The organism is Nisaea sediminum (assembly GCF_014904705.1).
GTDB lineage: Bacteria > Pseudomonadota > Alphaproteobacteria > Thalassobaculales > Thalassobaculaceae > Nisaea > Nisaea sediminum.
The window spans coordinates 112,963-132,450 of the sequence record NZ_JACZCQ010000005.1 but is presented as its reverse complement, the minus strand read 5'-3'; the positions used below and the strand labels follow the sequence as shown (position 1 = coordinate 132,450).

Sequence of the window (19,488 nt, the reverse complement as noted above, 5' to 3'; positions counted from 1 at the left end):
CTATGTCAGCGATTGAGTGCGGAGCGGGATGCTGAGGGACTTTCTCGAAATGGGCGGATACGCGGCTTATGTCTGGTCGTCTTATGCCGTCGTCCTTGTCGTTCTCGTCGGCATGCTGATCGCCTCTTTGACTGCAATGCGGGCGCGCGACCGCGAACTGAAGACGCTCGAGGAACGGGTCGGCGGGCGCCGGCAGCGCCGAAACCAGGGGCGCGTGGAGGAAATGGCCAATGACGCCTAAGAGACGTCGTCTTTCGATCGTTCTGATCGGACTGACCATGCTGGGCGCCGCGGCGGCGCTGGTGCTGACCGCGTTCGAGGAAAATCTCGTCTTCTTCTTCAGCCCGACCGAACTCCAGGCCAAGGAAATCGGCCCCGACCGTCGCATCCGGGTCGGCGGGCTCGTTGAGGAGAACAGCGTCGCGAGTTTCGAGAACGGGCTGCGCACCGAATTCACCGTCACCGATCTCGAACATTCGGTGAAGGTGGTCTATCGCGGCCAGTTGCCGGATCTGTTCCGCGAGGGGCAGGGTGTGGTCGCGGAGGGCAAGTTCGACGGCGGGGTCTTCAATGCGAGCGAGGTGCTCGCCAAGCATGACGAGAACTACATGCCGCGCGAGGTTGCGGACGCGCTTAAAAAATCTGGCCGCTGGCAGCACGCAACGGAAAAACAATGATTGCTGAAATCGGGCATTACGCCCTGACGCTCGCCTTTTTCGTCGCGCTCGCCCAGACCGTGGTGCCGCTCTACGGCGCCGCGCAGCGGGACCGGGCTCTGATGGGGTTCGCCGGGCCGGCCGCGTCCGCGCAGTTCCTGCTGATCGCGATCTCCTTCGGGGCGCTCACCCACGCCTACCTCACGTCCGATTTCTCGGTCGCCAATGTCGCCGAGAACTCCCACAGCCTGAAGCCGCTGCTCTACAAGATCTCCGGCGTCTGGGGGAATCACGAGGGCTCGATGCTCTTCTGGGTTCTCATCCTCGCCATGTTCGGTTTTGCCGTCGCTGCCTTCGGCAGCCAGCTCCCGGACACGCTGAAGGCGCGGGTGATCTCCATGCAGGGGATGATCGGGCTTGCCTTCCTCGCCTTCATCCTGCTGACCTCGAACCCCTTCGAGCGCCTAGACCCGGCGCCGCTCGACGGCCGCGACCTGAACCCGCTGCTGCAGGACCCGGGCCTCGCCTTCCATCCGCCCATGCTTTATGTCGGCTATGTCGGCTTCTCGCTCGCCTTTTCCTTCGCCATGGCGGCGCTGATCGAGGGCAAGGTCGATCCGGCCTGGGCCCGCTGGGTCCGGCCGTGGACGCTTGGCGCCTGGACCTGCCTGACGGCAGGCATCACGCTCGGCAGCTGGTGGGCTTATTACGAACTCGGCTGGGGCGGCTGGTGGTTCTGGGACCCGGTCGAGAATGCGAGCTTCATGCCCTGGCTCGCCGGCACCGCGCTACTGCATTCCGCCATCGTGGTGGAGAAGCGCGACGCGCTCAAGGCCTGGACCATCCTGCTCGCCATCATCACCTTCTCGCTCAGCCTGATGGGCACCTTCCTGGTCCGCTCCGGCATCCTGACCTCGGTGCACGCCTTCGCCGTCGATCCGGAACGCGGGCTTTTCATTCTCGGCATCCTGATCGTCGCGGTCGGCGGCTCGCTGACCCTGTTCGCGGTCCGCGCCCCGGCGCTCAAGGCGAGCGGTCTCTTCGCGCCCGTCAGCCGTGAGGGCGGGCTGGTTCTCAACAACCTGATCCTCAGCGTTGCGACGGCGACGGTCTTCATCGGCACGCTCTACCCGCTCTTCCTCGATGCCATGACCGGGGACAAGGTCTCGGTCGGCGCGCCGTTCTTCAACGCCACCTTCGTGCCGGTGATGATCCCGCTGCTGGTCCTGCTCGCGCTCGGCCCGCTGCTGCCGTGGAAACGCGGCAACCTGCGGGTTGCGGTCGAAAAGCTCTGGGTCAGCGCGCTCTTCACCGTCGTCGTGGCGGGCGGCATCCTGGTGCTGTCGGACGAGGCGCCGCTGGCTCCGGTGCTCGGCTTCGGTTTCGCTGCATGGGTCGCGGGCGGGGTGGTCACCGAGCTTGCCGAGCGCGTCCGCCTGTTCCGGATTCCCGTCGGCGAGAGCTTGCGCCGGCTGGTGAAGCTTCCGGGCGCCGCCTACGGCATGAGCCTCGCCCATATCGGTATCGCGATCTTCATCTGCGGCGCCACGGGCGAGACCAACTGGACCCGTGAGCTGGTGGTGAACGCCAAGCCGGGCGACAGCATGACTCTCGGTCAGTACGAACTGGTGCTGGAGGATCTGAGCCGCACTCAGGGGCCGAACTATTTCAGCGACACCGCGACGCTGGCCGTGACGAAGAACGGGGAACCTTTCGCCGTACTTCACCCCGAGCGGCGTCTCTATCCGGTGCAGCAGATGCCGACGACCGAGGCCGCGATCCGCTCCGGCATCGCGGGCGATCTCTATGTCGCGATCGGGGAGGGCAGCGCGGCCGACGGCGTCATCGTCCGTGTCTGGGTCAAGCCGCTGGTGCCCTGGATCTGGACCGGGGCCATGATCATGGTCCTCGGCGGTCTGTTCTCGCTCTCCGACCGCCGCCTTCGGGTCGGCGCGCCAAAACGATCGGCGAAAAGGCCGGGTGGCCCGGCCGTTGCGGAAGGTGCGGACTGAGATGTCGCGATTGCTCTATCTCTTGCCGCTGCTGATCTTCGCGGTCATTGCCGGCTATTTCACCATTCCGATCCTCACCAAGAAGGATCCGCGCCTGCTGCCGTCGGTGCTGATCGACAAGCCGGCACCGGGGCATGACCTGCCGGCCCTGCTGCAGGACAAGCCCGGTCTCGGCCCCGAGGACCTGAAAGGCGAGGTCAAGCTGGTCAACTTCTTCGCTTCCTGGTGCGGACCCTGCCGGGCGGAACATCCGATCCTGATGCGGCTCGCCGCCGAAGGTGCGGTGCCGCTGGTCGGAATCAATTACAAGGACCGTCCGGAGGCCGCGATCGGCTGGCTCCGCGAACTCGGCGATCCGTTCGGCCGCATCGGCACCGACTCGGACGGTCGCGCGGCGATCGACTGGGGCGTCTACGGCGTGCCCGAGACCTATCTGGTCGACGCTGCCGGGCATATCCGCTACCGCCATGTCGGGCCGCTGACCGGCCAGGCCCTGAACGACACGCTTCTTCCGATGGTCGAACAGCTGCGGGCGGGCAAAGGATGATGCGGAACCTGTTCCTCGGACTCCTTCTGGCCTGCTTCACGCTGCCTGCCCTTGCGGTGGAGCCGGCGGAGATGCTGAAGGACCCGGCCCTCGAGGCCCGGGCGCGGGAGCTCAGCAAGGAGATCCGCTGTCTCGTCTGCCAGAACCAGTCGATCGACGACAGCAATGCCGGGCTGGCGAAGGATCTCCGCGTGCTCCTGCGCGAGAGGCTCGTCGCCGGCGACAGAGATGCGGAAATCAAGGAGTTCCTCGTCGAGCGCTACGGCGATTTCGTACTGCTGAAGCCGCCGGTGAAAGCATCGACCTATGTGCTCTGGTACGGGCCGCTCGGGGTCGGTGTGCTGGGCGCCATCGGTGTCGCCGTCTTCCTTCTGCGCCGCCGCGGCGGCGACGCGGAGAGCGTGACCCCGGCCCCCTTGAGCGATGAGGAAGAGCGGCGCATCGCGGCGCTTCTGGACGAGCAGGATCGGAAAGCCTGATGGTGTTTTGGGTCGTCGCCGGAGTTCTGACCTTCGGAACAATTCTGCTGCTGCTCTGGCCGGTGCTGTCCGCCGGGGGCGAGGACGCCGCCGAGCGCGAAGCAGGCGACGAGGCGCTGGCGGTCTATCGCGACCAGCTGAGCGAGCTCGAGCGGGATCTGGAGGCCGGACGTCTCGGCGAAGAGGAGTTCGAGGCGGCCAGGGTCGAGGTGCAGCGTCGGATGCTGGCGGCCTCGGCGGAACAGGCCCGCGGGGACGGTGCGTCTCCCGCCGCGATCCGCAAGCGCCGTCTCGCGGCGGCCGTGCTGGTGATCTTCCTTCTGCCCGCCGGCGCCCTGCTGACCTATGTCGGCGTCGGCCGCCCCGGTTTGCCGGACCTGCCGCTCGCCAAGCGGACCGATGGCGCCGGCACGACACGTATGGCGCAGCAGTCGCAACCCTCCGCGCAGCCTCGGCAGCCCGCCGGCGCCGCAGCGCAGCCCGGTGTGACCGAGATGGTCGCGGGGCTTGAAGAGAAACTTAAAGCCAACCCGGAGGATGCGGACGGCTGGGCGCTGCTCGCCCGCTCCTACATGGTAACCGAGCGCTACCGTGAGGCCGTCACGGCCTACGGGCGGGCGCTGGCGATGGTGCCGGACAATCTCCAGCTCGTCGCGGCACGCGGCGAGGCGCTTGTGCTCGCGGCGGACGGTATGGTCCCGCCGGCGGCGGTCGAGGATTTCCGCAAGGTCAACCTGGCCGAGCCGCAGGAGCCGCGCTCGCGTTACTATCTCGGCCTCGCCCGCAGTCAGGCGGCGGATCCTGTCGGGGCGCTCAAATGGTGGATAGCGCTGGAGGCTGATTCGCCCGCGGATGCGCCCTGGAGAGCCCTCGTTACTCAGCGCATCGACGAGGCAGGGACCGAAGCGGGCATCGATGTCGCGGCGCTGCGGGCGGCGGAGCGCGCAAACCGTCCGGCATCCGCTGCGCCGCAGATCTCTCGCGCCCCCGCTCCGGGACCGACCGAGGAAGACGTCAAGGCCGCCGGCAACATGAGCGCCGAGGACCGCTCTGCGATGATCCAGTCGATGGTTGACCGGCTCGCCACCCGGCTCGAGCAGGAGCCCGACGATCTCGACGGCTGGGTTCGCCTCGCGAGGGCCTATAGGGTGCTTGGCCGGACTGGCGACGCTCTGAAAGCGCATGCCAACGCGGCCCGGCTGGCGCCCGATGATCTCCAGATCCAGCTTGACTATGCGCGCGCGCTGTTCCCGCCCGGCACGCCGGAGAGCGGAATCACAGACGAGTTCGCCAAACTGGTCGCTCATATCCGCGACATCGCGCCCGACAGTCCCGACGGTCTCTTCTATGGCGGCCTCGTCGCCGCGACCCGGGGAGATGCCGCGACCGCGAAGACGCTCTGGGGGGCGTTGCTCGAAAGGATGGGGCCGAACGCTCCGGCTCGCGGCATGCTCGAACGCCGGATCGAGGCTCTCGGCGGTTAGGCGAAAAGCCGTCCGCACTGCGCCGTTTTCATGTCGATTCCGTGACATAAATCTTGCCGGTTCTGGAATGGCCATTATGCTGCGCCTGACCGTCACCGTTGGGATTGCGATAACATGGCTTTAGCGCACGCGCCGGACTCCGCGTCGGCTGCGTTGGTCGTCAAGGACCTGCACAAGAGCTTCGCCGGCCTCGAAGTGCTCAAGGGTGTTTCCCTTGAGGCCCGCCAGGGTGACGTCATCTCCATGATCGGGTCTTCCGGCAGCGGCAAGAGTACCTTTTTGCGCTGCATCAACCTGCTGGAGATTCCCGACCGCGGCATCGTCTCGGTGAACGGCGAGACCATCGCCATGAAGCCGGGACCGAACGGCACCCAGCAGCCGGCCGACATGCGCCAGGTCGACCGGATCCGCTCCCGGCTCGCCATGGTGTTCCAGAACTTCAATCTCTGGACCCATATGACGGTTCTGGAGAACGTCATCGAGGCGCCGGTTCATGTGCTGAAAGTCCCGCGGGAGGAGGCCATCGCCCGTGCCGAGGCGCTGCTCGACAAGGTCGGCATCGGTGACAAGCGGGACCAGTATCCGAGCCACCTTTCCGGCGGTCAGCAGCAGCGCTGCGCGATCGCGCGCGCGCTCGCGATGGAGCCGCAGGTCATGCTGTTCGACGAGCCGACCTCCGCGCTCGACCCCGAACTCGTCGGCGAGGTGCTTCTCGTGATGCGCCAACTGGCCGATGAGGGGCGCACCATGATCATCGTCACCCACGAAATCGATTTCGCTCGCGATGTCTCGAGCGAGGTTGTCTTCCTGCACGAGGGGCGTGTGGAAGAACAGGGGCCGCCCGAACAGGTGTTCGACGACCCACGATCGGAACGCTGCCGCCAGTTCGTCAAACGCAAGAACTGACGGCCGGGCCGATTACCGACAGGGAAAAAACGGGAGCTTAAAAATGAAGCGTTTTCTGACTGCACTGGCGCTTGCGTCCATCGCCTTCAGCGGTGCCGCCGACGCCAAGGACTTCAAGGAAGGCAGCACGGTCCGCATCGCGACCGAAGGCGCCTACGCGCCGTGGAACTTCACCAACAGCTCCGGCAAGCTGGAAGGCTTCGAGGTCGATCTCTATGCCGATCTCTGCGAGCGCATGAAGGTCCAGTGCGAACTGATGCAGACCGCCTGGGAAGGCATCATTCCGGCGCTGCAGGCCGGCAAGTTCGACGCCATCATGGCCGGCATGTCGATCACCGATAAGCGCAAGGAAGTCATCACCTTCTCGCGCAACTACATGGGCTCCCCGGCCTCCTTCGTGGTGCTGAAATCCAGCCCGCTGAGCGATCTGGGCGTCAAGCTCGCGACCGTCTCGCTGGCCGATATCGACGCGGGTGAGAAAGCCGCCATCGACACCATGAAGGCGGCGCTGAAGGGCAAGACCGTCGGCGTGCAGATCTCCACCACGCACGAGAACTTCCTGAACGAGTTCATGGGCGACACGGTCACCGTGAAGACCTACGACACCCAGGAGAACCTCGACCTCGATCTCGCGGCCGGCCGCATCGACGCAGCGCTGGCCTCGCTCTCCTACTGGGTGCCGCTGCTCGAAGGCGACAAGGGCAAGCAAATGACCATGACCGGCCCGAAGATGGACGGCGGTCCGTTCGGTAATGGCGTCGGCGCGGGCATCCGCAAGGACGACCAGGAACTGGCCGACATGTTCACCGCGGCCATCAACGCGGCGATCGCCGACGGCACCATCTCGAAGCTCTCCACCAAGTGGTTCGGCTTCGACGGCACGCCGAAGGACTGATCGTCCGAGTGACCTGAAAAATGCACGGCCGTCCCTCGGGGCGGCCGTGTGCTTGAGAAACGACGCGAAGAGGCGTGATGCATGCCTGACTGGATGCTGCTGCTCCAATGGGGCGATGACGGCTGGGGCGACGAGATGGTTCGCGGCATGCTGATGACGCTCGCCGTCGCCTGCGCCGCCTTCCTGCTCGGCATCGTGATCGGCATGTTCGGCGCTGCGCTCAAGCTCTCCCGCTATCTCGTTCTCCGCTTCGTCGGAGAGGCCTACACCACACTGATCCGCGGCGTTCCGGATCTGCTGATCATCTATCTGCTGTTTTTCGGAGGCAGCATGGCGGTGATGACGGTCGCCAAGGTTTTCGGCTACGACGAGTATATCGAGCTCGACGCTTTCGCTATCGGCACCATCGCGCTCGGCACGATCTCCGGCGCCTATGCGACCGAGGTGATCCGCGGCGCCGTGCTCTCGGTCCCGAAGGGACAGATCGAGGCAGCCAAGGCCTGCGGTATGAGCCGCTTCCTTCTGTTCCGAAGGATCATGATCCCGCAGGTGGCACGGTTCGCCCTGCCGGGGCTCGGCAATGTCTGGCAGCTGACCCTGAAGGACACCTCGCTGATTTCCGTCGTCGGCCTCGTCGAGATCATGCGGCAGGCCTCGGTCGCCAGCGGCTCGACGCAGAAGCCCTTCACCTTCTACCTGACCGCGGGCGTGCTCTACCTCGTGCTGACTGCCTTTTCGAACAAGGGCTTCGGGCTCGCCGAGCTCTGGGCCAACCGCGGCGTGCGGAGGGCCTGAGCGATGGATCTCGACCTGATGGCGGAAGCCCTGCCGAAGATCCTCGACGGCCTTCCGGTCACGATGGGCCTCGCGGCGACCTCGCTTTTCGCCGGATTCTTCCTCGCCGTCGGCATCGCGCTGATGCGGCTGTCCTCCTTCCGGCCGGTCTCGGCCTTCGCTTACGGGTTCGTCTATGTCTTCCGGGGCACGCCGCTACTGGTGCAGATCTTTCTGATCTATTACGGCACCGGGCAGTTCGAGGTCGTGCGCGAGAGCTTTCTCTGGCCGGTGCTGCGGGAGGCCTGGTGGTGCGCCATCCTGGCCCTGACGCTCAATACCGGCGCCTATACCAGCGAGATCATCCGCGGCGGCATTCTCTCCGTGCCGTTCGGACAGGTCGAGGCGGCCAAGGCCTGCGGCATGAACGCGCTGATGCGCTTCCGCCGAATCGTCTTCCCGCAGGCGATCCGCCAGGCTCTGCCGGCCTATGGCAACGAGATTATCCTGATGATCAAGTCGACCTCGCTCGCCAGCACGATCACCCTGCTGGAGATGACCGGTATCGCGCGGAAGATGATCTCGCAGACTTACAAGCCGCTGGAGATCTTCCTTGTCGCGGCCGTCTTCTACCTGACGCTGGTCTTCATCGTGACCCGCCTTGTTGCCTTTATCGAGCACAGGCTCAATCCGGATCGCCGGGAGGCCGCCCGGAACGTGAAGGGCAAGGATATGACGACTGTTGCGGCTCTCGGCTCCGATGTCCGCTGACGTCGCCGACATCGTCCTCCGCCGGGCCGGACCGGCCGACGAGGGAACAATCCGCCGCTGGCTCGTCGCGCCGCATGTCGCCCGCCGCACCCACCGGCTGTTCTCGGATATCGTCGAGACCTTGGGAGAGGTCCTGCGGGATCCGGATGCGGGGCTCTTTGTCGCCGAACTGGATGCCCGCCCGATCGGATTGGTGCATGTCTACAGGGCCCACGGCGACGCGCGCTGGGCCGGGGTTGCCGACGTGACCGAGCGGACGCGCGCGATCGATTTCCTGATCGGCGCGACCGACATGGTGAACAAGAAGCTCGGCCGCCGGATGCTCGGTGCGCTGGCGGCCCAGGTGTTCCGCGATCCCGAAATCGACCGTATCGTCACCTGCCCGCACGCGGACAACTGGCCGGCGATCATTGCCCTCAAGCGCGCCGGCTTCCGGGAAAAGGGTCGGCACCCGGACCAGTCTCTGAATGCGATGTATCTGACGGTCACTCCGGCGACGCTGAAAAAGTAAGCCAATACTCATGCCTCTTCGGGGCGCACTGTGCTGACGCATTGGAATTTGCCCGACGCACCGGGCGCGCCTAGGCTTCGGACATGACATCAGACCACGCTGCAGCGGCTCCTGCGCCGCTCGCAAAGCCGTTCACCGCCGCCGTCCTCTTCATGCTCGCCGCGATCACCGTGTTGCCCTGCATGAACGTGCTCGTACGCTATCTCTCGGCGGACTACTCGACCACGCAGATCGTCTGGGCGCGCTATGCCGGCCACCTGCTCTTCGCCCTCGCGATCTTCCTGCCGAGCCATGGGCTCGGGCTTCTGAGAGCGCAGAAACCGGGCGTCCACATCATCCGTTCGGTGCTGATGTTCGTCTGCACTTGCCTCTTTTTCCTCGCCGTCCGCTATATCGAGGTGCCGGTCGCGAGTTCGATCAATTTCACCTCGCCGATCATCGTCACCGCACTCGCGGTTCCTTTTCTCGGCGAAAAGGTCGGATGGCGGCGCTGGGTCGCGGTGCTGGTCGGTTTCGGCGGTGCTCTGATCATCATCCGCCCGGGCGGCGGGGAGAGCCACTGGGCAATGCTTTGCGTGCTCGGAACGGCCTTCTTCTACGCGGTGTACCAGGTCCTCACGCGCAAATATTCCAGCAGCGATTCCGCCGAAACCTCGATCACCTACATCGCGCTGATCGGCGCCCTCATTCCGAGCTTCATCCTGCCGTTCGACTACAAACTACCGGACAACCTGCTCGATTACGGTCTCTTCGCCCTGGTAGGTTTTCTCGGCGGGCTCGGACATTTCTTCGTCATCAAAGCGTTCCGCCTCGGAGAAGCCTCGCTGCTCTCGCCATTCAATTACGGCCAGCTCCTGATGGCGACCCTGCTGACCTTCCTGATCTTCGGCACCTTGCCGGACGCCATGACCTTTCTCGGCGCCGGGATCATCGTCACAAGCGGGCTTTACATCACCTACCGCGAAGCCAAGCGTACGCGCGCGCCCGGAGTGGCGGCGGAGGCTGCGGCGCCGCGCTGAATCAGAGGTTCAGCTTCGTTTTCAGCCGGGTGGCGACCCGGGACATCAGAGGCTCCCAGTCGAGGCCTTCTACGTCGGTTCGCCGGTGGATGTGGACGCTCGGCCAGAACGGTACCTGATCGGTCCCGAGGAATGTCCAGTTCGCCGCATGAACCATGGCTTCGGCGGGTTTGCCAAGGGCCCCCGCGAGGCTCATCAGCAGATTGTTGGGAACGACGACGGCATCGAGCGCAGCCATCAGCGCAACGGTGTCGTCGATGTCATTCGTCAGATCGATACCGTCCGGCCGCATGATCTCGACCGCGTTCGCTTTCTCCATTCCGGCGACCTCATCCTCGGAATGATCGTATTGCAGCGTGACGAAACGCACGCCGGCAAGCCGAAGGACGGCAGCCATGTTCTCCGGTCCCGGATAATAGACCGTACTCAGGTTGCGCCCGGCGCGGGATCGCCAGGAAAGACCGAGATAGGGTGGCGGACCGAACTTTTCGAGCTCCATGCGCCAGTGAGCGACCCGATCCGGATCGGGCTTGAGAAACCCGGTGCCGGCGGGGAAGTTCTCGAGCGCCTTCCGGAACAGGCCGGGCAGGCTTCCCGCCATCACGAAACAGTCGGCGCCGGAGGCGGCCGTGATCTGACTGTAGTCGGCCGGAGACAGGCGATTTTCCGGTTTCCGCAGTCGGTCGAAAAAGCGGAAGTCCGGAAAGGACCGTTCGAACAGGGTGCGCAGCCGATCGGTGCATTCGACGGTTACGCTGTCGAGATGGCCGGCGTCGAGCTCGGCCGCGAGATCGGCGAAGCAGCTGGCGAAGAGGACCTCGTCTCCGAGACCCTGCTCAGCCGGCACGATCAGATCGCGGCCCGATTGCGGAGCCCCGGGCACCCAAACCCGTGGGGGCAGGCCATGCCGCAACCTGGCGGTGGGGACCAACCGCGCGTCATAGAGCCGCCAGCCATGCGCGAGATTGCCGCCGGTAAGCAGATAGAGCCCGAGATTGAAGGCGATGACCGGATTGTCCGGGGCGTGCCGGAAGGCCTCTCCGGCCTCTCTGACCGCCTCGCTGTAATGGCCCGCGCGGTAGAGCGCCTGCGCATGGTTGGCGCGGCCGTCGGCATTCTTGGGATCGGATATGACGGCGTGCCTGCCGCAAAGCAGGGCGATGCCGGTTTGGTCGATCTCGAAAAAGACGGCGGAACGTGCGGCCCAGAGATTGGCAGCATCCGGAGTCAGAATCAGACCGGTGCGTGTTGCCCGATCCGCTTCATCGTGTTTTGCCACGCGGCGGAGCAGGGTGGCGCGCTGCTCCCATTTGTGCGGGTCGAGCGGCGCAAGCCGGGTGGCCTGCCGGTGCGCCGCCAGGGCCTCGGCGTTGCGGCCGAGACGGATGGCGGTGTTCGCGCGCTGCATCCAGACCTCCGCATTCGCGGCCGAGGCCGCCGTTGCCCGGCGGAAGCCGATGAGCGCCAGGGGATCCTGCGTGCACCGGACATGAAATGCGGCAAGGTTGAAGAGGGCGGAGGCGCTCGCGGGCGCGAGAATCAGGGCCTTGCGGAAGGACTGGATCGCTTCGGTCGCTCCGTCCTGCCGGGAAGCGCTGGCGACCGCCAAATATTCCCAGAGTGCGGCATCGTCCGGCGTTTCCTCGATCAGCGCACGGTAGGCCGCGGCCGCGCCGGCGAGGTCGCCTTGTCTGTGAAGGGCCAGCGCCCGGTCGAGTTCCGATCGCCGCATCAGCGCGCTCTCAGATCGCCAAGGGCGATGCGAACCGCTTCGACGATTGTCTGCCAGGACGTGCCGACCGCTTTCGGAAAGCTGCGGATGCTCGGGAAACCCGGGAACCCGTCGGTGCCGTACTGCACGAAAAGCGGGACCGGGTGAAACAGCCAGGTCGGCTTGCCGAGCGCGCCGCCGATCCAGCCGAGCGTGCTGCTCGGGCAGATCAGGATATCGGCGGCGGAGACGAGGGCAAGAATGTCGTCGAAATCATTGGTCAGATCCAGGTCCGACAGGACATGCGGGCCTAAACCCGTTTCCTTCGACAGGCTCTCGATCTCCTCTTCCCAGCCGTCGCCATACTGGATCGAGAAGACGTCGATTCCCGGTTCCCGCAGGACCGGCAGCCAGTCTGACAGCGCCGTGTAGTGAATGTCTCGGAAGGCCGTGCGGTTGCGCGAGCGCCAGGCGAGCGCGACCTTGAGCCCGTCGCCCGTTCCCTCGATCGTCTCGCGGACCGCCCGGACGCGCTCCGGGTCGGCCTTCAGGTAGGGCTCCTCCGCAAAATCCTCGAGCCGCCGGCGGAAATGAAGCGCCAGACTTCCGGCATCGATGGCGTAGTCGACCGGCTTGTCGTGCGGAAGCCAGTCGTATTTCTGCACCGGGCGGAAACCGTCTCCGGCGCGCGCATAGGGATGTACCAGTGCATCGGGGAAAGAGCGCCCGAGCACCGGCAGCAGCCGGGCGTCGCATTCGACGACCAACTCGGCGCCAAGCTTCATGACGTCGCGATAGATCGAGGCGTAGAGGATCTCGTCCCCGACGCCTTCCTCGGCGCAGACCAGCAGACGTTTGCCCTTGAGCGGCTCGCCCTGCCAGATCGGCGGCAGGCCGAGCCGGCGGACGCGGTCGGGCGCCTTGTGCCGCCATTCCCGTTCCCGCCAACCTTCCTCTAGACGTCCGGCGGCGAGCAGGCGGATCGCGTGCCTGAGATGGATCTGCGGTTCATCCGGAGCGAGACGCAGTGCGGTCTCCGAATGCTTCAGCGATGTCTCGATGTCGCCGGAGAAATAGGCGAGTTCCGCCAGACCCGTCTCCGGGGCGGCATAGCCCGGGGCGAGCAGGACGGCGCGGGTGAACCAACGCCGCGCCGCGACGTAGTCGAGCCGGTTGAATTCGAGGAAGCCGGCGCTGTTCGCCGCTTCGGCCAGGGCTGGCGCGAGCAGTAGCGCGCGTCTGAGTGCTCGTCCCGCTTCCTCCAGTGCGTCCCTGTCCATCAGCGTGGTGGCGAGGTTTGCGTAGGCCTCCGGACTCAGCGGGGCGAGCCGGGCCGCGGTCCGGTGCGCAGCCTCGGCCTCCTCGACAAGTCCGTCCTGGCGCAGGGCGTTGCCGAGATTCATGTGTGCATTCGCATGGTTCGGAGCCTTTTCGATGGCGCTGCGGAGCAGGCCAATGGCTTCCGCGATGGCGCCGCGCTCCTGAAGCAGGGACCCCAGATTTGCCAGCGCATCGACGAATCCCGGGTCCTTCTCCAGCGCTTTGCGATAAGCGGCCTCGGCGTCTTCCGGTTTGCCGAGCGCTTTCAGAATCTGACCGAGGTTGCTGAGAAACTCCGGACGGTCGGGCGCGATCTCGATGGCGGCACCGACAAGCCGGCGTCCCGCCTCGTGCTGCCCGCCCTGATGCATCAGGACACCGAAGAGATGGAGCGCGTCCGGGTGTTTCGGGCTCTGCTGCAGGATTTTCTGATAGAGCGCGGCCGCTTCCGCCAGGCGGCCCTGCTGGTGATGAGCAAGCGCCGCTTGCATCAGGCTCTGGGTTTGCGGAGGGGACATGCTTTGACCGGGATCCGTCCTTTTGCGAGCTGGTTCAGGCCGTTACCGGCGCCGGGACAATCCCAATATAGCGGAAACGGGATGCGGCCCGATATGGTCTCACAGCGTTTTCACGGCATCGGTAATGGCGTCCGTCACGGCTTCCCAGGAATGCGTCACCGGTTTGGTGAAGACGCGGACGGTTGGAAAGCCCGGATGCCGGCCAGTGCCCATCAGCTCGAAATGCGGCTCGACGCCGAACTCCATGACCGGTCTGCCGAGCCCGGCGCCGACCCAGACGAGCGTGGTGCTCGGGCAGACGATACCGTCGACCGCAGCGCCGAGAGCGAAGATGTCCTCGAAATCGTCGGTCAGGTCGACCCCCGCGAGCACGTGTATCCGGGCGCCGAAAGCCTTCTGCGCGGCCGCGATTTCCTCCCGCCAGCCTCTCCCGTACTGCATCGAGACGACCTGAATCGCGGGATCGGTCAGCAATGCGCGCCAGTCCGAGAGGCCGGTGTAGTAGAGGTTGCGGAACGGAGCGACCTCCTTGGAACGCCAGGAGAAGCCGACTTTCGGGCCGGGCGGCAGGGCGGCCAGGCGGTCCCGCATCTCCATGACGCGCTCTGCATCGGCGGTGAGATAGGGACGCTGATGCTCGTAGGACGTCACGTCGGGACGCAGGATCGAGGGCAGGCTGCCCGCGTCGATCGCATAGTCGATCGGGGGATCTTTCGGAAGCCAGTCATAGCGGTGGACCGGGCGGAAGCGGTCTCCCTCCCGCTTGTAGGGATGAACCGCGCAGCCCGGGAACGACCGCGTGAAGACGGACAGCAGACGCGGAGCGCATTCGATCACCACGGCGGCTCCGGCGGCGACGAGATCCGGGATCATGGAGGCATAGAGCAACTCGTCGCCGACACCTTCCTCGGCGCAGACGAGAATATGCTTACCGGCGAGGGGCTCGCCCCGCCAGCGCGGGGGCAAACCTTCCCGCCGAATGCGGTCGGCGCGCTTCAGGCGCCACTCGAACTCCTGCCAGCCCTCGCGGACATGCCCGGCGGCAAGCAGGCGGAATCCGTGCCGGACATGGATCTGCGGGTCGTCCGGCGCGAGCTCGAGGGCGCGCTCCGAATGGCGAAGGCAGGCCTCAAGATCGTTCTCGAAGAAGCAGACCTCGGCGAGCCCGGAATGCGGCGCGGCATAGAGCGGCTGGGCCGCGAGCGTGCGGCGGAACCAGGTTCGCGCCAGGTCGAGGTCGCGGATCGTGATCTGCAGGAAGGCGAAGCTGTTGGCGGTCTCGATCAGAGCAGGGGCGAGCAGCAGGCATTTTCTGAGCAGCGCGCCAGCCGTGTCGTGGCGTCCGAGATCGATCAGGTTGCCGGATTGGGCGAGCAGGGTGGCCGGATCGGCCGGCGTGAGACAGAGAAGGCGGGCATAGAGCTTCGTTGCCGCGACGACCTGGCCGCCTTTTCGCCGGGCGGCAGCAAGATCGAGAAGCGCGTCCGGATTCGCGGGGGCGGCGATCAGTGCCGCGCGGAAGGCCTTGTCCGCATCGGCCTCGCGTCCGAGATGGAGCAGGATCCGCGCCTGGTTGCCGCGAAAATCGGTATGCAGCGGTGCGATCGCAACCGCCGCGTCGACCAGTTTCAGACCTTCGCCGGACTGTCCCGCCTGATGCAGCAGAAACCCGAGCAGATGCAGCGCGTCGGGATGGTGCGGTGAGAGTTTCAGGACCTGCTGGTAGAGCGGCGCCGCACCGACCAGATCGCCCGCCCGGTGTTTCTGCAGCGCCTCTTGCAGCAGGGTCTGCGGCGTTGCCTCGGTCATGTCAGTCCGAAAAACCCTCGATCATGTCTCCGGCGAGCGGTTCGCCGCGCTTGAGAGCACGGGTCGCGCGCTTGCCGAGCACCTGTTTGAGGTGCTTCGGAGGCAGGCCGTTCGCGGGGCGGATAGAGCGGATGTTTGCTTCTGTCAGAACCCCGCCCGCAGACACGTCGGCGACGACATAGAGGCTGCGGCGCATCGCCAGCATCTCCTTCTCCGCGTCGGTCGGCCGGTAGTTCGGCTTGCCGCGGGCGTCGAAGACGGCACGAAGGTTGCGGACCAGTGTCGCCAGCTCCTCCGGTTCGAGCGAAAAGGCGGAATCGACCCCGCCATCCGCCCGGCGCAGGGTGAAATGCTTCTCCACCAGCACGGCCCCCATCGCAACCGCCGCCTCGGCGACGACCGTGTCCATTGTGTGGTCGGAGAGGCCAATGGCGACGTCGAGGCGCGCCGCGAGGTCCGGGATGGTGGCGAGGTTGGCCTGGTCGACCGGCGTCGGATAGCCGCTGATGCAATGCAGGACGAGGATCTCCGTCGCCCCGGCGCCGCGGGCGGCCGCGACGGCCTCCTCGATCTCTTCGAAGCTCGCCATGCCGGTGGAGATGATCAGCGGCTTGCCGGTCCGTGCGCAGCGCTCGATCAGGTCGATATCGACGATCTCGGGCGAGGCGATCTTGTAGGCCGGGCAGTCGAGGCTCTCCAGCAGGTCGACGGCGGTCGGGTCGAACGGCGCGGAAAAGAGGGTGATGCCGATCCCGCGCGCATGCGCGAACAGCTCCTCGTGCCATTCCCAGGGGGTGTGGGCCTCCTCGTAGAGCTCGAACAGCCGTCGCCCGGCCCAGAGCCCCTTCTCGATGACGAATTCGGGCCCGTCATGGTCGATCGTGATGGTGTCCGCGCGGTAGGTCTGGATCTTCACCGCGTCCGCCCCTGCCGCCTTGGCGGCGTCGATCAGGGCGAGGGCGCGGCCGATCTCTCCATTGTGGTTGCCGGACATTTCGGCGACCACGTATGGCGGATGGTCCGGTCCGACCGGGCGGCCGTTGATCTTGAAATCTTTCGCCATGGTTTCCGTGACAGCGGCTTGGGTTGCGGCCAGAATAGCTTTTTTTACCGGGGGATAGAAGGGATGGCCGCAACGTGAGTCCGGGGATGCTCGCAATCCGCGCCGATGCCAATGCCCGGATCGGACTCGGCCATGCGATGCGCTGCTTCGCTCTCGCCGAGGGATGGCGTGCGCGGGGCGGCGAGGCGATGTTCCTTTCCGGTGATGCGCTGCCCGACCAGCTCGCCGTGCGCCTCAATCAGGCGGGGATCGAGTTTCGCATCCTCGAGGATCCGGACGACGGACGGGCCTTCGCTTCGGCGGCGCAAGAGCGCGGCGCGACGTGGCTGGTGCTGGACGGGCCCTTCGCCGATGCCGGATTTGCATCGACGGCGCGCGAAGCCGCCCCCGTACTGCTGATCGACGATGCGTCCGACAGGGACGCCTATCCGGTGGACCTGCTCCTGAATCAGAACGTGCAGGCGAGCGCCGCAAGCTACGAAGGCAGGACCGCAGCCAAGATCCTGGCGGGGCCGCGCTATGCGCTGATCCGGTCGGACCTGCGCCAGGACCTGGCAGAACGGGAGATTTCCGAGACGCCGAAGCGGATCCTCGCGCTGGTCGGCGGCGCGGATCCGAACGGGCATCTCGCCATGCTTGTCGACGCGGCGGCGGCGGCGCTGGCCGAGGCGGGAGTCACGGGGGGCCAGGTGGATGCGGTGATCGGTCCGGCCAATGCCTGGCGGCCCGAGGCGCTGATTTCGGGCTCCGTGGTCTACCGCGTCGGCGTGCGGGATCTCGGCGCCCTGATTGCCACGGCGGATATCGTGCTCTCCTCTGCCGGCTCGACGGTCGGGGAGCTCGCCCTGCACGGCACGCCGATGATCCTCGGCGCGAGCGTGCCGGTGGAAGAGCCGGTCGGCACGGGCATGGCGGCGGAAGGTGCGGCGGTTTATCTCGGACGGTTGGCGGAATGTCCGCCGGAGAGGATCATCGCCGACACCGTCCGCCTCTTGCAGGATGTAGCGGAACGGAAAAAGCTCTCCCGGGCTGCGGCGGCGCTGGTCGACGGGCAGGGCGTGGACCGGGTCATAGATGCGATGCTCGGGTTCGTCGGAGGAGGCGGCGCGGCGTGAAGATCGTTGCCATCATACAGGCGCGGATGACCTCGACGCGGCTCCCGGGAAAGGTCCTGCGCGAGGTGCTGGGCAAACCGTTGCTGGGCTATCAGGTCGAGCGGCTGAGGCGCTGCCGGACCCTCGACGAGATCGTACTCGCGACGACCGTGAATGAAACCGACGATCCGGTGGCCGCCTTTGCCGGCACCGAGGGGCTACGCTTCTGGCGCGGCTCGGAGGAGGATGTGCTCGCCCGCTTCGCCGGCGCGGCGGAGATGGCCGGGGCCGATATCGTCGTGCGGCTGACGGCGGATTGTCCGCTGGTCGATCCGGAACTCGTCGACGAGGTCGTCCGGACCCTGACAGAAAGCGACCCACCGCTGGATTACGTTTCCAATGCCGGCAGCCAGACCCTGCCGGCAGGACTCGATGCCGAGGTGATGCGGGCAGACGCGCTCTTTGCCGCGCATGCGGAGGCGGTCGCGCATCAGGAACGCGAACATGTGACGCCGTTCATCTACAATCACCCGGAGCGCTTCGCCTGCCGCATCTTGCGGCATGAGCCGCCGATCGAGGGGCAGCGCTGGACCGTCGACCAGCCGGAGGATTTCGAACTGGTGCGCCGCATTCTCGAAGCGCTCTATCCGCGGAACCCTGCCTTCGGCTACCGCGACGTGCTGACGCTCCTGGAGACGCATCCGGACTGGATCGAGATCAACCGCACGGTTTCCGCCAAGCCGAAACCGGTGAAGAATGAGGACGGCGCCTACCCGGACGGGGCATAGGTGCCGGACGAGAGATCAGGAGAGACCCGATGACCGACAGTTACCGCACCGAACAGGAAGCTTTCTGGGCCGGTGCGTTCGGCAATGCCTATATCGACCGCAACCGCGACGCGGCGATCCTCGCCTCGCGCACGGCCATGTTCACCCGCATCCTCGCGCGGGCGGGGACGGTCGGCTCGGTGGTCGAGTTCGGCGCCAATATCGGCCTCAATATGCTGGCGCTGCGCACCCTCCTGCCGGAAGCGAAACTCTCGGCCATCGAGATCAATCCGGAGGCGGTGAAGGCGCTGAAGACGCAGCCAAGCTTGAACGTCCATCACGGCTCGATCCTCGATCCGCAGGTGGAGGCGCCGCACGATCTTTCCTTCACCTCGGGCGTTCTCATCCACATCAACCCGGACGCGTTGCCGCAGGTTTACGACAATCTCCATGCCGCGAGCGGGCGCTACATCGCGGTCTCGGAATATTACAATCCGGCCCCGGTCGCGATCCCTTACAGGGGCCATGAGGACCGGCTCTTCAAGCGCGACTTCGCCGGCGACCTGCTTGAGCGCTTCCCGGATCTCTCGCTGGTCGATTACGGCTTCATGTATCACCGGGACCCGAACTTCCCGGCGGACGACATGACCTGGTTCCTGCTGGAGAAGCGGGGATAGTTTTTCCGACAGATCGTAAATCCGGTTCCGTCTGATTTATGCGTTCGTCTTGGCCGGTCTTGGCATCGCGCATGCGAGGGCTGGCTAGATCGACTCCGGCAACACGGATGATTAGTGTGCTCTTTCATAGAGAAGGACGCTCAATGGCAAATTATATAGTTACCTATTACCTCCCGAACGACGGGGACAAGGAAGCCTGCCTTGAGGCGGCGCTGAAGAGCTACGGCAAATACTGGCACTTCCAGCCGACCGTCTGGATCATAGAAACCGACCAGGCCGGCAATGAGATCATGAATAATCTAGTCCCGTGCGTGGATAGCGATGACTCAATATTCGTCGGCGAACTTACGCAGGACGTCCAGTGGTTCGGGACTACAAACCTTTACGCGGACAGCAATCTGTCTCTCGAGTAAGTCAGATAGCGAGTGTTTGCTTCCGGTTCTGGGCTGACCGGAGGAGGCGGCGTTGCGATCGC

20 protein-coding genes are annotated in these 19,488 nt (G+C 65.6%); 16 read left to right on the top strand and 4 right to left on the bottom strand.

What is annotated here, in order from left to right; translation table 11 throughout:
* The first annotated feature begins 28 nt into the window (after positions 1 to 28).
* From ccmD to IG122_RS11085, 12 genes are all read left to right on the top strand, one after another.
* Positions 29 to 241: a heme exporter protein CcmD gene (gene ccmD, locus IG122_RS11140; RefSeq protein WP_193183478.1), complete on the top strand. Its 213-nt coding sequence runs from the start codon at positions 29 to 31 to the stop codon at positions 239 to 241.
* Positions 231 to 677: a cytochrome c maturation protein CcmE gene (ccmE, locus tag IG122_RS11135; RefSeq protein WP_193183477.1), complete on the top strand. Its 447-nt coding sequence runs from the start codon at positions 231 to 233 to the stop codon at positions 675 to 677. The genes ccmD and ccmE overlap by 11 nt, the downstream gene beginning before the upstream one ends.
* Positions 674 to 2,668, top strand: a complete 1,995-nt coding sequence (locus tag IG122_RS11130) for a heme lyase CcmF/NrfE family subunit (RefSeq protein ID WP_193183475.1) — start codon at positions 674 to 676, stop codon at positions 2,666 to 2,668. Before ccmE ends, IG122_RS11130 begins: the two co-directional genes overlap by 4 nt.
* A gap of 1 nt (position 2,669) precedes the next feature.
* The gene (locus tag IG122_RS11125) at positions 2,670 to 3,215 is read left to right on the top strand and encodes a DsbE family thiol:disulfide interchange protein (protein ID WP_193183473.1); all 546 of its coding nucleotides are present in this window, start codon (positions 2,670 to 2,672) and stop codon (positions 3,213 to 3,215) included.
* Positions 3,212 to 3,694: a cytochrome c-type biogenesis protein gene (locus tag IG122_RS11120; RefSeq protein ID WP_319024865.1), complete on the top strand. Its 483-nt coding sequence runs from the start codon at positions 3,212 to 3,214 to the stop codon at positions 3,692 to 3,694. Before IG122_RS11125 ends, IG122_RS11120 begins: the two co-directional genes overlap by 4 nt.
* Positions 3,694 to 5,178, top strand: coding sequence for a c-type cytochrome biogenesis protein CcmI (ccmI, locus tag IG122_RS11115; protein WP_193183471.1), 1,485 nt, complete (start codon positions 3,694 to 3,696; stop codon positions 5,176 to 5,178). Before IG122_RS11120 ends, ccmI begins: the two co-directional genes overlap by 1 nt.
* A gap of 114 nt (positions 5,179 to 5,292) precedes the next feature.
* The gene (locus IG122_RS11110; RefSeq protein ID WP_193183469.1) at positions 5,293 to 6,084 is read left to right on the top strand and encodes an ABC transporter ATP-binding protein; all 792 of its coding nucleotides are present in this window, start codon (positions 5,293 to 5,295) and stop codon (positions 6,082 to 6,084) included.
* Between the two features lie 43 nt (positions 6,085 to 6,127).
* Positions 6,128 to 6,979 (top strand): lysine/arginine/ornithine ABC transporter substrate-binding protein, encoded by an 852-nt coding sequence (locus IG122_RS11105; protein ID WP_193183467.1) that lies wholly within the window; start codon positions 6,128 to 6,130, stop codon positions 6,977 to 6,979.
* A gap of 81 nt (positions 6,980 to 7,060) precedes the next feature.
* Complete coding sequence (locus tag IG122_RS11100) at positions 7,061 to 7,774, top strand: ABC transporter permease (protein WP_193183465.1); 714 nt, start codon at positions 7,061 to 7,063, stop codon at positions 7,772 to 7,774.
* A 3-nt stretch (positions 7,775 to 7,777) separates the two neighbouring features.
* Entirely contained in the window at positions 7,778 to 8,524 is a 747-nt protein-coding gene (locus tag IG122_RS11095) for an ABC transporter permease (protein ID WP_193183463.1), read from the top strand.
* A complete protein-coding gene (locus IG122_RS11090; RefSeq protein WP_193183461.1) occupies positions 8,514 to 9,035 on the top strand; it encodes a GNAT family N-acetyltransferase in 522 nt (173 codons plus the stop codon). Before IG122_RS11095 ends, IG122_RS11090 begins: the two co-directional genes overlap by 11 nt.
* An 83-nt stretch (positions 9,036 to 9,118) precedes the next feature.
* On the top strand, positions 9,119 to 10,054 hold the full coding sequence (locus IG122_RS11085; protein ID WP_193183459.1) for a DMT family transporter: 936 nt from the start codon (positions 9,119 to 9,121) through the stop codon (positions 10,052 to 10,054).
* Position 10,055: 1 nt separating this feature from the next.
* Here the strand turns inward: IG122_RS11085 and IG122_RS11080 are convergent, their stop codons facing one another.
* From IG122_RS11080 to pseI, 4 genes are all read right to left on the bottom strand, one after another.
* Complete coding sequence (locus tag IG122_RS11080) at positions 10,056 to 11,786, bottom strand: tetratricopeptide repeat protein (protein ID WP_193183456.1); 1,731 nt, start codon at positions 11,784 to 11,786, stop codon at positions 10,056 to 10,058.
* Entirely contained in the window at positions 11,786 to 13,603 is a 1,818-nt protein-coding gene (locus tag IG122_RS11075; RefSeq protein ID WP_193183454.1) for a tetratricopeptide repeat protein, read from the bottom strand. The genes IG122_RS11080 and IG122_RS11075 overlap by 1 nt, the downstream gene beginning before the upstream one ends.
* Positions 13,604 to 13,702: 99 nt before the next feature.
* The gene (locus IG122_RS11070; protein WP_193183452.1) at positions 13,703 to 15,412 is read right to left on the bottom strand and encodes a tetratricopeptide repeat protein; all 1,710 of its coding nucleotides are present in this window, start codon (positions 15,410 to 15,412) and stop codon (positions 13,703 to 13,705) included.
* A 1-nt stretch (position 15,413) separates the two neighbouring features.
* Positions 15,414 to 16,475, bottom strand: coding sequence for a pseudaminic acid synthase (pseI, locus tag IG122_RS11065; protein ID WP_193183450.1), 1,062 nt, complete (start codon positions 16,473 to 16,475; stop codon positions 15,414 to 15,416).
* Positions 16,476 to 16,561: 86 nt separating this feature from the next.
* On the opposite strand from pseI, the gene IG122_RS24030 reads away from it, so the two are divergent.
* From IG122_RS24030 to IG122_RS11050, 4 genes are all read left to right on the top strand, one after another.
* Complete coding sequence (locus IG122_RS24030) at positions 16,562 to 17,590, top strand: PseG/SpsG family protein (protein ID WP_226893505.1); 1,029 nt, start codon at positions 16,562 to 16,564, stop codon at positions 17,588 to 17,590.
* A complete protein-coding gene (locus IG122_RS11060; protein ID WP_319024864.1) occupies positions 17,587 to 18,357 on the top strand; it encodes a glycosyltransferase family protein in 771 nt (256 codons plus the stop codon). Before IG122_RS24030 ends, IG122_RS11060 begins: the two co-directional genes overlap by 4 nt.
* A gap of 29 nt (positions 18,358 to 18,386) precedes the next feature.
* Positions 18,387 to 19,013 carry a pseudaminic acid biosynthesis-associated methylase gene (locus IG122_RS11055; RefSeq protein WP_193183446.1) on the top strand — a complete coding sequence of 209 codons (627 nt, stop codon included), beginning with the start codon at positions 18,387 to 18,389 and terminating at the stop codon, positions 19,011 to 19,013.
* A 143-nt stretch (positions 19,014 to 19,156) separates the two neighbouring features.
* On the top strand, positions 19,157 to 19,426 hold the full coding sequence (locus tag IG122_RS11050; RefSeq protein WP_193183444.1) for a hypothetical protein: 270 nt from the start codon (positions 19,157 to 19,159) through the stop codon (positions 19,424 to 19,426).
* Positions 19,427 to 19,488 lie beyond the last annotated feature (62 nt).